The sequence below is a fragment of the Helicobacter labetoulli genome, assembly GCF_003670275.1.
GTDB lineage: Bacteria > Campylobacterota > Campylobacteria > Campylobacterales > Helicobacteraceae > Helicobacter_C > Helicobacter_C labetoulli.
This window is the reverse complement of sequence record NZ_QXJF01000002.1, coordinates 56628-72578: the sequence shown is the minus strand read 5'-3', so window position 1 is coordinate 72578 and position 15951 is coordinate 56628. Positions and strand designations below refer to the sequence as shown.

Sequence of the window (15951 nt, the reverse complement as noted above, 5' to 3'; positions counted from 1 at the left end):
CGTATGATAATATTATATACTAAAGGAGACTTTGATGGCTTGTGTTTTACAAATTGGTGCAGGTGGAGTTGGAGGCGTAGTGGCGCATAAAATGGCGAGCAATCGTGGGAGCTTTTCACGCATTATTTTAGCTTCTCGCACGATAGATAAATGCAAGGCAATAGCAGATTCTATCCGCCAAAAAGGCTTAGGTGAGATTGAGATAGATTCTGTAGATGCTGATAGCGTGGAATCTGTAGTAGCTTTGATTGAAAAATATCGCCCAAAGCTTGTGGTAAATGTCGCCCTGCCTTATCAAGATTTAGCAATTATGGAAGCCTGTCTTAGAACAAAAACGCATTATTTAGACACGGCAAATTATGAGCATCCAGATTCTGCGCATTTTGAGTATAAAGAGCAGTGGGCGTATGATACGCGTTACAAACAAGCAGGGATTTTTGCGTTGCTTGGTAGTGGGTTTGATCCGGGTGTTACAAATGTCTTTTGTGCTTACGCACAAAAGCATTATTTTGATGAGATACATAGCATTGATATTTTGGATTGTAACGCAGGGGATCACGGCTATGCGTTTGCGACAAACTTTAATCCAGAGATTAACTTGCGAGAGGTTAGCTCTAAGGCACGATATTGGGTTAGAGAGGGGTATTCAGCTTGCACTGCTATTTCGGCGGAGTCTGCGAAAATCGCTCAATCACTTACCTCTAGTAAGCCCAATCGCGATTTTCTTGACAACCCCCAAACTAGCAGCACAATCTTAGAATGTCAAGATTCTAGCAATATGGAAGCTCAAAAAGTGGATTCTAGTCATTGTCATTTTGAGCATAGCGAAAAATCTAATAGCCTTGTTTCACAAGCTGACCTAGCCTTAAACCCTGACCTAAAGCAAGACACCATTTATCGCAAGTTTGAGGGAGAGGAGCAGCATTGGAGGGCTGAAGTGGAGGCAAAAGAAGCACAAAGAGAGCAGCAAAAAAGGGAAAATTCTAAGATTTTTGATGAGAATGCAAACATAGAAGCGGAAGTATTTGAGATGAGAAAACGAGGCAAAGCCGAAGTTTCTTTAGTAAATCACGGCTTTCAAGGCGGAGGCGAAGGGAGTTACCTTAGCGGTAATGACCAAGACCCTAGCGTAGAATCCGCGATTTATCGCTCAAAGACAACGCTATACGCAGGAGGGCAGTGGCGAGACATCGCCCCTCTTGCACTTATGAAAGAGTGGGACTACCCAGAAGTTGGCGTGAAAAATAGCTATTTGCTTTACCACGAAGAGTTAGAATCACTTATCCGCAACATTAAGGGACTAAAGAAAATCCGCTTTTTTATGACCTTTGGCGAGAGCTATCTCACACATATGAAAGTCTTAGAAAACATCGGCTTCTTACGCATTGATGAAGTCTCTCACAAAGGCGGCAAAATCGTGCCTATTGAAGTGCTAAAGACGCTTTTGCCAGATCCCGCAAGTTTGGCTTCTCGCACAAAGGGGCAAACGCACATTGGCTGCTATATGAAAGGCGTGAAAGATGGGAAAGAACGCACGATTTATATCTATAATATTTGCGATCACGAAGCTTGCTATAAGGAAGTCAATGCACAAGGCGTGAGCTATACTACAGGTGTGCCGGCAATGATTGGAGCAAAGCTTATTGTAGATGGAATCTGGGGTATGGGCACACCAAAGGGGTATTCAGTATTGGGCGATAAATCAGGGAGTGCTTCGCCTTGCTCACTGCAACGCACGCTTAGTGCGTCTCATTGGCAAGACTCGCACAACCCTAATTTACTAAAGAAACCTGCTGCGGCTTCGCCTTGCACCGCTTCGCTGGTTTTCTCATCTCAATCCTTAGAATGCCAAGACTCTCAAAAATTGACTCAAAAAGTGGATTCTACCCCTTGCCATAGCAGCGAAATATCTAGCATAGAATCCTACAATACAGAGCGACTAAAGCTAAACGCCGATATGCCAAAAGGTGGGGAGTATCAGGGGATTGATAATGCTATAAATCTTGTGGAGCAAAATGGAGACTCTAATGATAGTAAGGAAAATCTTGCGGCAGCAGTTGAGATGAGAAAACGAGGCAAAGCCGAAGTTTCTTTAGTAAATCGTGGTTTTCAAACTAGGGGCGAAGAGAGTTACCTTAGCGGTAATGACCAAGCCTCCAACGCAGAATCCGCGATTTATCGCTCAAATGCAACGCAGGGAGCAGGAGTGTGGAATATGGAGCAAAATGACCCCGACCCATTTATGCAAGAGCTAAACAAGCAAGGACTCCCCTATGTTGTGTGTGAAATAGAATCTAATGGTAACTTAAAAGTGCTAGAAGATGGAAGAAAGTAAAGATATATGGGATAAATGGTTTAAGCAAGATATGGGGAAGTTTTACTAAACTTTATGACTAGCAAAAGCACATAAAAATACAAAGGCAAACAATGGACTACAAAAAGGCATTTTATAGCAAATTAGAGGAATGTTATCTGGGTGCAAAGATAAAAGCCTATGAAAAGGCTCATACAGCACAAAATACACAAAGCAATACAAGCAACACACAAAGTGGTTTTAGCAATCTTTTAAGCATAAAAGAGTGGTATTTCTCTCACATAAAAGCTTATTTAGATTCTGCTATCCCAAACAATGATTTTAACTCACACGATATTTACAATAAGCTTTATACTTTCTTTGATAGCTATCTTAATGAAACAGGCACGCCATTTTTCCACGATACACCGCTGTATAAAAACATTTATGTAAAAGTCTATACCAATTCTAAGGATACAAGCCTTTTTTATAAAACAAAAGATTTATACTATGTCAAAAGTGATACGCTTTATACTAGCCTTACTTTAAGTGATGAAAATGAGTTAGCCCAAATCTACTTTGATACAAGTGAGTATAGGCAAAACGCCGATAATACCAAGCGAAAGCTTATTTTCAAGCTTGATAAAATAGAGCAAACAAGCACAGATACACAAGATTCTATACCCACCATTTATATCAAGGTTTTAAGTCAAAAGGATTTATTCCCAGAGCTTAATGCTGTGTTTAAAGAAAATAGCAATGAGTTGAGCGAAGATTTTATAAAATCCCTAAAAGCACATAAATTCCCCCTAGATGAAGCGACCATAAAAAAGCTTTTTACAAGTTATAAAAAGCAAAATGAAGTTGATTTTTTTATCCATAAAAATGCAAGGGCATTTTTACAAGAGCAGTTTGACTTGTGGTTTTATCATTATCTCTATAAAGACAGCGAGTTTCAAGAATGGAGTGTAAAATCCATTTCACATTTACAAAGGATTCGCAATATCGCCTTAGAAATAATAGGGCTTATAGGCGATTTTGAAGATGAGCTAAAGGCTGTGTGGTTAAAGCCTAAATTTGTCAAAGCGGTAAATTATGTCTTTAGCTTTGATTTGATTTTAAGGCATTCAGTATTGAGTGATAAATCGGCGATTCTGCGTTCGCCAACTGCGGCACTTACGACTAGTAAGCTTCTTGTTGGCTCACTTGAAAACGCTGATTTACTAAAGAAACCTGCTGTGGCTTCGCCTTGCACCGCTTCGCTGGTTTTCTCATCTCAATCCTTAGAATGCCAAGATTCTAATAAAACTCAATTGCAAAATACCGCACTTTTAGATTCTATATGCAAAGACAAAGGCTTTGAAAAGCAAATCAAAGAATGGCAGGATTTAGGGCTTATTGATGAGAGTTTTCAAGCACAAAATATAAGCGAAAAGATATTGAGTGATGACAAATATAAATTTCTACCCCTTGACACAAAGCATTTTAGCAAAGAGACAAAATACAAGATTCTAAGCGTGTTTGATGATATAGAATCCATTCTTAATGGTGAGCTAATAAAAGCAGATAATTTTCAAGCACTAAACTCCCTAATGCCAAAATATCAAAACAAAGTGGATTTAATCTATATTGACCCGCCTTACAACACGAGCAACAACGATTTTGTTTATATGGATAAATTTAATCACGCATCGTGGCTTTCAATGATAGCTAATCGCTTGGAATTAGCAAGGGAATTTTTAAAGGATAGTGGAAGCATTTTTATAAGCATAGATGATAACGAACAAGCAAGGCTTAAAATACTTTGCGATTCTATGTTTGGTGAAGAAAATTTTGTAAGTAATGTGATTTGGAGAAAAAGAGCAGGTGGAGGCAATGATTCTAGTCATATTGCAAACGAACAAGAGTATCTGTGTTTTTATGCAAAAAATGCAGATACTTTGGTTACAAATGGAGTTATAAGACCAAGTATATCTAAATATAAACAAGATGATAAGGGATTTTATATTGAAAAGCCCTTGAACGATACAGCTTTGCAGGATAGTGTAGGATTGCATTATGACATAAAATTGCCAAATGGCAAAATTTTAAAGGGAAATGAACATCAATGGAAAATGTCAGAATCTACATTTTTGGCACGATTGGAACGCAATGAAATTATTTTTAAATCCAATAATAAAGTATATTATAAGCATTATATTGACATTAGCTCAAATTTGGTTCCATCTTCTATTTGGTATGACTTGGTATTAAATGCCGATGCAACACAAGAAATAAAATCATTATTTGGGGACAAAGCGTTTGATACCCCAAAACCCGAAAGGCTATTAAAAAGAATTTGTGAAATAGCTAGTAATGAAGATTCTATAATTTTAGATTTTTTTGCAGGAAGTGGGACAAGTGTAGCTGCAGCACAAAAGCTAGGGCGTAAATGGCTTGGCATTGAAATGGGAGAGCATTTTTATAAAGTCATTATCCCACGCCTTAAAAAAGTTATTGCAGGATTCCAAAGTGGGATTAGCGAAGAATGCGACTATCAAGGTGGTGGAGCATTTAGATACTACGAGTTAGAATCCTATGAAGAAGCATTAAAAGAATGTGAATATGTGCTTGCAGATTTTCAATGTGAGAATAAGACAAGCAAGATGGCTGACAATAACGCTGAAGCGATTTACCCTGCTAAAGATTATCAAAAAGCACAAAAAATCATTGATTACAGAAAATCCCGCAAACTCATTAAAAAGCTTAATAAGGGCGAAACAATCACGCTAGATATGAGTGGATATAGAAAGGAATTTGATTTATTCCACACTTTAGCAAACTTGCAAGGACTAAAAATCAAGCGATTATTTTTAGATTCTAAAGGCATAGAATCTTGTGAGTTTGACAATGGAGAGATTTTGAATCGAGATTCTATTGATTTGGCAAAATACCCAAAACTGAAAAATCTAATATGGTGGGAGTAGAGGAATGGGGCAATCTAATTTAAGTAGCGATGAAATAGCATTAATTAAGAGATTATTCGAACTTGAAATACCCAATCAAGAAATATTAGGCTATATCAACAATGCTCGCGCAAATGTAAAGAATCATATCAATAATGGCAGAATTACAGACATAAAACAGGGAAGAATTGGCGCAGGCATTCAAGCTTGTGATGAGGCAAAAGCTAAAGCGTTTATGGAGAAATATGGAAATATCCCTAACAGCAAGAAACTTAATTTTTTATGTGTCAAAGATGGGTATTTAGAAAATGAAGAAAGTGAAATTTTAGAATTTAAAGAAACTTTTAAATCAATTAAAGAAGATAGATTGCTTCACAGCATTCAGGCTATGGCAAATAATCAGGGCGGTTTTATTGTTTTTGGCGTCAAAGAGGAAGGGCAAAAAACCAAGAAATTTATCATTAATGGCTTAGAAGCTAAGGAGATAGATAGCTTAATGCAAGATAAAAAGCATTTTAGCGAGAAACTTGGCTCACATTTTGAAGAGAATATTAAGATTGAGAGAGGCAAGGAAAGTATTGCTGGTAAGGTTGTGGGTTATATAGAAGTTCTTGAATCTCAAAACAAGCCAATTATTAATAAAAATGGAGATATTTATTATAGATATAATGCCGAGACTAGAAAAATTAAAAAACTTGATTTAATAAAAATTTTAGAGAATAGAGAAACTCAAGTATTGAAAAACACCTTTTATGCTCATATAGAAACTATTCTAAAAAATGGTATAGAAAATAGTGCTGTAATAAATCTTAGCACAGGTGGTGTTGAGGGAAAGGGCGGAAATTTTTTAATAGATGAAAGTTTATTGTCAAAAATTGCTTTTGTAAAAGAGGGTGAATTTGTAGCAAAAAAAGGCAAACCTACTTTAATATTAAAGGGTAATGTGCAGCCTCTCAATGCTGAAGGTATTGTTGTTCATCAAACACATGATAAAAATATTGATGATAACTTAATTTATGAATGTTTTTTAAAACAAGAAAATATAGATTCTCCAAAGGTATACTTAAAAGCAATGTGTGGCTATAATAGCAAGTGGTATCCAATATATTTTTATGCAGAAAAAGCAGGTTTAAACAAAGAAAGGTTAAAAGAATTTTTTAAATCATTAAGGAAAGAAAATATAAGTGAGAAAAAAATTAACGAGAAAGTAAAATTGATAGAAGAAAATCTACCACAGCAAGAATATGATAAAAAGAAAACAAAATATGAAAATGAATTGATAAACAAAAAAGACTTGCTGCAGATTATCCAAACAAAACAAGACATTAAACCTGCAACTATTTTAAATTATATATGCAATTCTATAATTGGACTAGAGCAAGAATATATTCACAAGAACAAAAAATATCTCCTAGAACAATTATTGAAATTAAGGCAATACTTTATAGGCAAAGAGGATTCTATGCCAACACAAATTAAAAAAGCTATTGCTTATATAGATAGGGTTCTATTCTGCAAAGAACAAAATATAGAAAATAGGAACAACTAATATGCCCAACCTCCTCCTCTATACCACACAAGACAAAAAAGTCAAGGTTGAACTCTATGAGCTTGGCGAGAGCGTATATCTCCATCAAGATTCTATGGCAAAACTTTTTGACACCTCAAAACAAAATATAAGTTTGCATATAAGAAATATCTTACAGGAAGGGGAATTGCAAGAGAATTCAGTTGTCAAGGAATACTTGACAACTGCTAGTGATGGTAAATCATACAAAGTGAAATTTTATGCTTTAGAGATGATTTTAGCTGTGGGCTTTCGTGTCCACAGTAAAAGAGGGGTGCAGTTTAGAATCTGGGCAAACGAGCATTTAAAAACCTATTTACAAAAGGGCTTTTTAATAGATAGCGATAGACTTAAGAATCCAAATGGCAGAAGTGATTATTTTGATGAGCTGTTAGAGCAGATTAGAGATATAAGGGCAAGTGAAAAAAGGTTTTATCAAAAAGTGCGAGAACTTTTTGCTTTGAGCGTAGATTATGATCCTAGCGATAAGGCAACGCAGATGTTTTTCGCACAGACGCAAAACAAGCTTTTATACGCTATCACGCATAGAACTGCCGCAGAGCTGATTTATAAGAGAGCGAACGCAAAAAATCCCAATATGGGGCTTACAAGCTGGAAAGGTAGCGTTGTGCGTAAAGGCGATGTGATTGTGGCGAAAAATTATCTAAAAAAAGAGGAGCTAGATAGCTTAAATCGTCTAGTCAATGTGTTTTTAGAATCCGCAGAACTTAGAGTGAAAGATAAGCAAACTTTGACTATGGATTTTTGGAGGCAAAATGTGGATTCTTTGCTTACCTTTCAAGGAATGCAAACGCACAAATGGAGCAAATCGCTTATAAACAATATGAGCTATTTGCTACACAACGCAAAAAGGAAGCATTGCTAAAGGCAGAAAAAGAAGATGAAGAGATATTAGAATCTACCTATAAAACACTTAACACGAGAGTAAAAAATGACTAAAAAGCAATCACTGATTTTAAAAGACATTACAGACAAAAAGATTCAATCTTTCAGCGATCTTTTTGAAAGCCTTGATTTTATAAGCTTTAATGGCGCTATTAGTCTGCAAGAGTATCAAGTAGCAGCATTGCAAAAGGCATTATGTAGTTTAAAGCTGTATAGAGATGATACAAAAGAGCTATGCTATGAATACAAACAGGCTTTTAAACACAATGATATAAAACTAGATTCTAAAAAAGGCTTAGATATAAAAGAGTTTTGCAATATGGCAAGCTTTTGGATGGCGACAGGCAGTGGGAAAAGTATTGTAATGATAAAGCTTATAAGTCTAATGCAAAGCCTTATGCAAAATGGCGAGATAGAATCTAAGCCCATAATGCTACTTGTGCCAAATGATAAGATTTTAGATCAGTTTAAAACGCATATACAAAGCTTTAATGCGTATCAGCCGATACAAATCACTTGCAATGAGATAAAAGCGTATGATAATCAAAGTTTGCTAGATTTTGAAAATATCGTATTTCTTGGTAGAAGTGATTTGCTAGACATAAAAGACAATGTCGGTAAAGATTCTAAGGCTAAAAGACTAAATTATGATGATTTAATGCGTGAAAAGGGCTGGTATATCTTGCTTGATGAAGCACATAAGGGCGATAGCAAAGATTCTATAAGAAAAAGCTATATAAGAGACTTAGCAAAAGGGCTGGAAAGGGGGGACTATCCGCACGGATTTATCTTTAATTTCTCTGCGACTTTTGATAATGATATAGAGCTTTTTACTTGTGCTTTTAACTACAATTTAGAGAAGTTTAATAATGATGGCTATGGGAAAAATATCGTGGTGCTAGATAGTAATCTCAAATCCTTTAAAGATTCTAAAGTGGATTCTAGCGATGAAAAGTTAGAGCGGATAATGGAAAGCTTTATCCTTTTTGTGGGGATAAAGCAGGAATTAAAAAGCTTAAAAGCAAAGTTTGAAAACCTGCATTATCACAATCCTTTAATCATCGCTGTGGCTGATAAAGTCAATACCAAAGATGCGGGGATTAAGCTATATTTTGAAGCGATTATGAAAATCTTACAAGATTCTAAAGATATAAGCGAGATTGCAAAAAACTTAGCAAAAAAACTAGAATCTAGCAATATATATTTTGCTGAAAAAGAGATGAATAAAGACTTTTTAGAGCGACTTGCAAAAGTGGATTCTAGGGACTTAAGAGAGCAAATCTTTTATGCTTCTCATACTTCAAGCCTAGAGTGCTGTAAGATTAAGGGAAATAATAAAGAGCTTGCCTTTAAAAGTAAAAATGCGACAAAGCCCTTTTTGCTTTTAAATATCGGTAGCATTAAAGAGTGGGAGAAAAGCTATCTTGATGTGCTAGGCATTGAGAGTGGGGAGGATATAGAAAAGGGGTATTTTGAGGGGCTAAATAATATAGAATCGCCTATACAGATTATGATGGGAAGCAAGGTATTTAGCGAGGGGTGGGATAGCAATCGTGTGAATTTCATTAACTTTATCAATATCGGTAGCAAAAAGGCAAAAAAATATGTCCTACAAACCATAGGACGAGGGGTAAGAATTGAGCCTTTTAAAGATGTCCGCAAACGACTAAAAGCAAGTGATAAGCTAGAGTATAACAAAAAAGATTCTTTAGGTGATGGGAGTTTAGGCATTGAGAGTGTGTTTATTATGGCGACAGAAAACGAAGCGATTCAGGGGATTTTAGAGGGGATTGAAAGCTTTAGATTCCAAAGTAAGCTTGCTGGCTTTAAGAGAAATAAAACGCTAGAACCACTGCTTGTGCCAAGCTATAAAAACTCTCACAAACAAAATGAAACCTTTGTGATTTCACATTATGATTTTGAAAGATTAAGCAAATATATAGAATCTTATGATGAAGATATTTTGCTTGTATCAAGTGGGATAAATAGAGCGGATTTAGGCTTTAGCACTTTGCAAAAGATACAGCAAAAAATGCGTGATAAAACAAGCAGGGCTTTAGAGATAAAGGGCAATATGCCAAAGATTAAAGCACAAAACGCCCTGCGTCGTATGGATAGATTTTTCCACGCACCTTTGCAGGAATTAGACAAGTTTGTGCCTTGTGAGAATAGTATCACGCATTTTGATGGTTTTATGCTAAGTGGCGATGGGCTTAGTGAGACGATTATAAAAGAGATGAATAAAGCGGTTAAAGAACTAGCACAGATAAAACAAGCTAAAAGCATAGATACGCTTAAAAAAGAATTTGAAAAAGGTAAAATCTCACTAGATGAATACACCGAGCAAATCCAAGCTAAACCAACACAAAGAGTAGAAAAATATAGCTATGTTATCACAGCAGAGCTAGCAAAGCACTATTACAGCCCGATGGTTTTAGAATCATATAAAGATTCTACAATCCATATTAACTACGCCATTAGTGAGAGAAGTGAGATAGAATTTTTAAAGGATTTACAAGCGTATTTACAAGATTCTAAGAACGCATTTAAAGATTACGAATGGTGCTTTAGCAAGATTGTAGAAAAGCTAGATTCTATATTTATCCCTTATTTTGACACACAAAGCCAAGAGCAAAGGAAGTTTTACCCCGATTTTATCTTTTGGTTAAGACATAAAACAAACAGGGCATATAAAATTATTTTCGTTGATCCTAAGGGCTTAAGCTTTGAAGCAAATGCAAGGGATAAATTGCAAGGCTTTAAAGAATTATTTTGTAATAAAAAATTAGATTTTCAAGGCTTAGATATAGCAGTGGCTTTGTATTATTACAATAAAGATTCCAATGTGCCAAAGGATTTTGAAGGGTATATTGCTTCAAGGGTTTGTGAGCTATTTGTATAATAAATAGAGAAATACTCATACGATATTTATATAGTTCTCATTTCTAAGTTTTCAACCTTTTGCAAAGATTGAATCTGAATCCAAGTGTGTTTGACTTTATCACTAGCAATTTGTAAAGATTCTGCAACGATAGGCAAGATTATGTCTTTTTGCATACCGATTTTGTAAAATTTTGTGCTACTCTTTGTGAAAGCATACATTAATGCAATAAAGGAGCGGTTATGAAGTTTTATAAGAATCTCTCACTTAAATCAAAATTCCTAAGCCTTGTTATCGGCTTTTTTATAGCATTTGTCATATTTTTGGTGCTGACAATTTTAGGGGAGGAAAAATCCTCTAAAGCTACACAAGAGCAAATCATCGCAATGTTGCAGCAAGAGATTGAGGCAAAAATCAAGCTTAGCACAGATTCTATGGCGAGTGCGCTTGGTGAAATTGTTAAAGGATTGAGTGAAGAGGAGCAGATACAAATCATTTCTAAAGCCATTAGTAAGATGTATTTTGAAGATGATAAATCAAGCTATTATTTTGTGTATAAAGAAGGGGTTGCTTTGGCTTATCCGCACAAAACAGACATTATAGGCAAGTCTCTGTGGGATACAAAGGACATTAATGGCACTTATTTCATAAGGGATCTTTTTGAGAGCGCAAAAGATGATAGCAAAAGGGGTAAATTTGTCTATTATGTTTTCCCTAAGCCCCTGCCAGATGGAAAGTTTGTTGATGCGCAAAAAGTTATGCACAGCTTATCCCCAACACTGCAAATATTTGGATTGGCACGGGTGTGTATATTGATACGCTAGACACCTATACACACGCCACTTCACAGGGGATTTTGAGTAATATCTCTCAAACGATATACAGCAATATTGCCATTTCAATGGTGGCGTTTTTGCTTATCTTTTTCCCATCAATGTGGCTCTTTTACAGCACACATTTACGCGGGATTTTAAACTTACAGCATAATGTCTTTGCTTTTTTTGCTTATCTCAACCACGAGAGCAAAACAATGGATTCTATCCCACTAGATTCTAAAGATGAGATTGGGCGTATGGCAAAGGCGATTGATGAGAATGTCAAACGCACACAAGAAGGGCTAGAAAAAGATTCTAACCTTGTGCGTGATGTGCTAGGTGTCGTAGCAGAAGCAAAAGAGGGGCGATTTGGCTCTGTGATAGAAAACACGAGTCTAAATCCGCAAATCAATGAGCTAAAAGATGCGATAAATCAAATGTCGCACACGCTTTTAAATCTTGTCGGGGATAATCTTAGCAATGCCGCACGCGTTTTTGAAGCGTATAAAAACAACGACTTTACCGATAGGATAGAAAACCCTAGAGGGCTTGAGAGTGCGATAAATAGCTTGGGTGATTCTATGGCGAGTATGCTTTCAGCCTCTAAAAACTATGCCAACGAGCTTGAAGTAAAATCTAAAGAGTTAGAATCTTCTGTGCTTGAGCTTACAGAGAGTGTTAACACCCAAAGTGCATCACTTGCACAAACTGCCACTCTCACAGAAGAGATTGCCCAATCTATGCAAAGCGTGAGTGATCGCACAAATGAAGTCATCGCACAAAGCGAAGATATCAAAAATGTCATCGGTATCATACGCGATATTGCAGATCAAACAAACCTTTTGGCTTTGAATGCCGCTATTGAAGCTGCAAGGGCAGGAGAGCACGGCAGAGGCTTTGCGGTTGTTGCTGATGAGGTGAGAAAGCTTGCCGAACGCACACAAAGAAGTTTGGGTGAAATTGAAGCAAATACAAATCTTTTGGTGCAGAGTATCAACGATATGGCAGAATCCATTAAAGAACAAGCCGAAGGTGTAACGCAAATCAATGACACCATTTCACAATTAGAGGGTATCACACAGCAAAATGTCAAAATTGCCAATCATTCACGCGATATAAGCACGGCACTAGAACAATGTCGCAGTAAAATTTTAGATGATGTAAATAGTAAGAAGTTTTAAGGCTTAGATTTGATGCACAATAAATTGCTAAATTACTCTATTCAAACCTAACATTTCGTATTAAGATAGACTTTCAAAGGCAAGATTGATTAAGATGAGTAAAGATGTGTTCATTTGCCACTTGAAGCAGCAATGAGTCTAGTAAGATAAAATAGAATGGGGAAAAATAGAATCTTAATCTTGTTTTTCTTGCTTCTCAGTGTGAGTGATATTAAGCATAATAAACTTGTAGCACACATAAATCACCACAGGCCACAAGATAAGCATAAAAATTGAAGTTCCCATTTTGTTTCTCCTTAGCTTTTCATTTTAGATTCTAATAGGCGTGAGTGTCATTACTCATCTCTTCTTTTGTGATTTTAACCCTATCCATAGCACGCCACACATACGCTATATAAGCCAATACAAAAGGCACGAGCAAAGATACATAGCCCATTACAGAGAGTGTATAATAGCTTGATGAAGCATTTTGTATTGTTAAAGAGCTTTGCAAATCAGCAATGGAAGGATAAAATGCACTTGCCCCTAAGCCAACATTTAAAAATACCATCATCACCACAAGCACACTGCCCACACCAAGTGGAAAAATACCCTTTGTGCTACGCTTAAAAACATTAAGAAAAATGCCAAATAGCACCGCTAATACGCCAAGCAATAATCCCACAATCAAATACGGCTGAGATAAAAAATTGTGCAAATACACATAAGATTCTAAACTTACCCTACCATCTTCACCCACATAGAATCCACTTTTAAGACAGATCCACAATAAAAAGCCCAAAATACAAGGCAAAAATGCCAAAGTCGCTACAAACATAGCCTTCCTTGCGCGTTTTGCAATATTCTCATCATTAATGTTATTTAAAAAATAACTCGCTCCTAGAATCTGGCTTAGAAACACTAAACTTAAACCTAATAGATAATTTGCCGGCTCAAGCAATGCCTCAAGCCCTCTGCTTGCCTTGCTCCACTCTACAAAATTACGCTCATCTAGCACAAAATGTGAGCCACTAAAAAATGTGCTAACCGCCACACCAATCAAAAACACACCAAACACACCATTAATCCACAAAAAGACTTCATACACCTTTGAGCCAAGTAAATTCCCCTCTTTTTTGCGATATTCATAGCTCACCGCCTGAAGAATAAAGCAAAACAAAATGGCTAACCACACCCAATACGCCCCGCCAAAACTCACGCTATAAAATAATGGGAATGCTGCAAAACACGCTCCACCAAAAAGCACCAATGTGGTAAATCCAAGCTCCCATTTTCGCCCCAAAGAATTTACAAGCATTGTTTTTTCTAGCTCGCTTTTTGCTATGATATGGAGCAAACTCTGCCCACCTTGAACAAAGAACATAAATACCAAAAGCCCACCAAGCAAACTGACAATAATCCACCAATAAATCTGCAATCCACTCAATTCAAGTCCAAAAAACATTACTTGCCCCCTTCTTGATGTGTAGAATCTACCCTGCTATGCTCTTCCACAAAGCCTTTTTTGATGCTTTTAATCATAATGCCAATTTCCGCACACAACAAAGTTGTAAAAAGAAACGCAAAAATAAAGAATGATACTTGAATATGCACACTTGAAAGATGTGTAGCGGCAATGCCCACAGGGAGCAAGTCTTGTATCGCCCAAGGCTGTCGCCCAACCTCTGCGACAATCCACCCTGCTTCCGCAGCAATATAACCAAAGGGTATGGCAATAACACAAAGCCATAGAATCTTGCGGAATTGCACGACATTATTTGCCATTGCCAAGTAAAGCACAACGATAAAAAGCACAAAAAATGCACTCCCTAAAGCTACCATTATGTGAAAACTATAAAATGTCAAAGCAATAGGCGGAATAGCATCTTCGGGCTTTTCTAAATACCCATAGCCAAAGTTTGGCATATTATGCTCTAAAACATCACGCGAGAGGCTCATAAGCTCCTCATCACCCTTTGCCTTTGTCTCTTTGTAGGTTTTAAGTGCATTGAGGGCGTGTGTGCCACTCACTATACGCTCATCAATGCCCAAAATACCCCTTTCTTTATTCCCATAGAGCAAATCTTCAATGCCCGGCACAAAGCTATTTGGACTGCGATTACCAAGGATTGAGAGAGCATAAGGAATGGTAATATCAAAGAGGAATACCTCCTTATCATCGCCGGGTTTTTTATCGGGATTTAAGATTCCAAATGCAGTGATTCCCGCTCTATGCTCCCCGTGATAAATACCCTCCATTGCGGCAAGTTTCATCGGCTGATGTTGCGTTACACGATAAGCACTCTCATCACCACTAAAGAATAAAAACATTGAAGTGATAAGCCCAAAGCTTGCTCCCACAATCAAACTTTTTTTGGCTTCACTTATGAATCTGCCTCTTAGAAGATACAAAGCGGAGATTCCCATTACAAAAAGTGCAGAGATGACATAGCCACTTGCCACGGTGTGCAAAAACTTAGAAACTGCCACAGGCGATAAAGCTACTTCAGCAAAGCTGCTCATTTCGTTTCGTGCGGTATCGGGGTTAAAAATCGTGCCAATGGGATATTGCATCCAGCCATTTGCCACAAGAATCCAAAATGCAGAAAGGTTGCTCCCAATAGCCACAAACCAAGTGGAGAGCAAATGGAATTTTTTAGATACCTTATCCCAGCCAAAAAACATTACTGCAAAAAAAGTCGCCTCTAAGAAAAATGCCATAATGCCTTCAACTGCCAAAGGAGCACCAAAAATATCGCCCACAAACCAGCTATAATTCGCCCAATTCGTGCCAAACTCAAATTCCATAATGATACCCGTAGCCACACCAATGGCAAAATTTATCGCAAAAAGAGTAAGCCAAAAACGCGTGATTTTACGCCATTGTGGATTGCCTGTTTTAACATAGATAGTCTCCATTATTGCCACAATGAAAGAAAGCCCCAAAGTCAAAGGCACAAACAAAAAGTGATATAACGCTGTCAAAGCAAACTGCGCTCTTGCCCAATCCACACTTGCAATATCATTTACCATATCCATAACAGCTCCTTAAGGTTTTATGGAGGATTGTGTGAGATTGTCTAAAACAAAGGCACTTTTTTGCTCAAAATCACCAACTTGTGAAAGATTCTTATCATAAATAAAAACTTTCAGCAGAGCAAAAATCACAAGCAGTTTGATGAAAATAACTTTCCATAGAATCTTGCCAACTTTTAAGTTTTTGAATCCATCTACATACAGCATTAATGCCTTTTTGAAAAATCCCACACAAACCTCCATTTTGACACTTGCATTTGCATTCTAAAGATTCTATATTTCCCCACTTACAAACACAAAGGGTGATTGTATCATTTTTATAGATTTGAAATATGGTAAAGTGTGCGT

General features: G+C 36.8%; 10 protein-coding genes and 1 pseudogene. 7 read left to right on the top strand and 4 right to left on the bottom strand.

Translation table 11 applies throughout. The features are described 5' to 3' along the window. Positions 1 to 34 precede the first annotated feature (34 nt). The 5 genes and pseudogenes from EBF12_RS11575 to EBF12_RS00990 all read left to right on the top strand — a co-directional run bounded on the left by EBF12_RS11575 (position 35) and on the right by EBF12_RS00990 (position 10613). A complete protein-coding gene (locus tag EBF12_RS11575; protein WP_415579984.1) occupies positions 35 to 2335 on the top strand; it encodes a saccharopine dehydrogenase family protein in 2301 nt (766 codons plus the stop codon). Positions 2336 to 2427: 92 nt separating this feature from the next. Continuing rightward, a complete protein-coding gene (locus EBF12_RS01005) occupies positions 2428 to 5259 on the top strand; it encodes a site-specific DNA-methyltransferase (RefSeq protein WP_121725998.1) in 2832 nt (943 codons plus the stop codon). Positions 5260 to 5263: 4 nt separating this feature from the next. Beyond that, on the top strand, positions 5264 to 6787 hold the full coding sequence (locus tag EBF12_RS01000; RefSeq protein WP_020995976.1) for an ATP-binding protein: 1524 nt from the start codon (positions 5264 to 5266) through the stop codon (positions 6785 to 6787). Position 6788: 1 nt separating this feature from the next. Beyond that, a pseudogene (locus EBF12_RS00995) lies at positions 6789 to 7765 on the top strand (virulence RhuM family protein). After that, a complete protein-coding gene (locus EBF12_RS00990; RefSeq protein ID WP_121725997.1) occupies positions 7758 to 10613 on the top strand; it encodes a DEAD/DEAH box helicase family protein in 2856 nt (951 codons plus the stop codon). Before EBF12_RS00995 ends, EBF12_RS00990 begins: the two are co-directional and overlap by 8 nt. A 26-nt stretch (positions 10614 to 10639) precedes the next feature. Here the strand turns inward: EBF12_RS00990 and EBF12_RS12115 are convergent, their stop codons facing one another. Further along, positions 10640 to 10768 (bottom strand): hypothetical protein, encoded by a 129-nt coding sequence (locus tag EBF12_RS12115; RefSeq protein ID WP_279629409.1) that lies wholly within the window; start codon positions 10766 to 10768, stop codon positions 10640 to 10642. A gap of 66 nt (positions 10769 to 10834) precedes the next feature. Between EBF12_RS12115 and EBF12_RS12305 the strand changes: the two genes are divergently transcribed. Beyond that, positions 10835 to 11416: a cache domain-containing protein gene (locus tag EBF12_RS12305; protein ID WP_415579989.1), complete on the top strand. Its 582-nt coding sequence runs from the start codon at positions 10835 to 10837 to the stop codon at positions 11414 to 11416. 731 nt (positions 11417 to 12147) lie between these two features. Then, positions 12148 to 12588 carry a methyl-accepting chemotaxis protein gene (locus EBF12_RS12300; RefSeq protein ID WP_415580020.1) on the top strand — a complete coding sequence of 147 codons (441 nt, stop codon included), beginning with the start codon at positions 12148 to 12150 and terminating at the stop codon, positions 12586 to 12588. Between the two features lie 316 nt (positions 12589 to 12904). On the opposite strand, the gene cydB is transcribed toward EBF12_RS12300, so the two are convergent. From cydB to EBF12_RS00970, 3 genes are read right to left on the bottom strand one after another with little or no spacing between them, the layout of a single operon-like run. Then, positions 12905 to 14032, bottom strand: coding sequence for a cytochrome d ubiquinol oxidase subunit II (gene cydB / locus EBF12_RS00980; RefSeq protein WP_121725996.1), 1128 nt, complete (start codon positions 14030 to 14032; stop codon positions 12905 to 12907). Then, the gene (locus EBF12_RS00975; protein ID WP_208630929.1) at positions 14032 to 15600 is read right to left on the bottom strand and encodes a cytochrome ubiquinol oxidase subunit I; all 1569 of its coding nucleotides are present in this window, start codon (positions 15598 to 15600) and stop codon (positions 14032 to 14034) included. The genes cydB and EBF12_RS00975 overlap by 1 nt, the downstream gene beginning before the upstream one ends. A 15-nt stretch (positions 15601 to 15615) precedes the next feature. Continuing rightward, positions 15616 to 15834, bottom strand: a complete 219-nt coding sequence (locus EBF12_RS00970; protein ID WP_121725994.1) for a DUF4492 domain-containing protein — start codon at positions 15832 to 15834, stop codon at positions 15616 to 15618. Positions 15835 to 15951 lie beyond the last annotated feature (117 nt).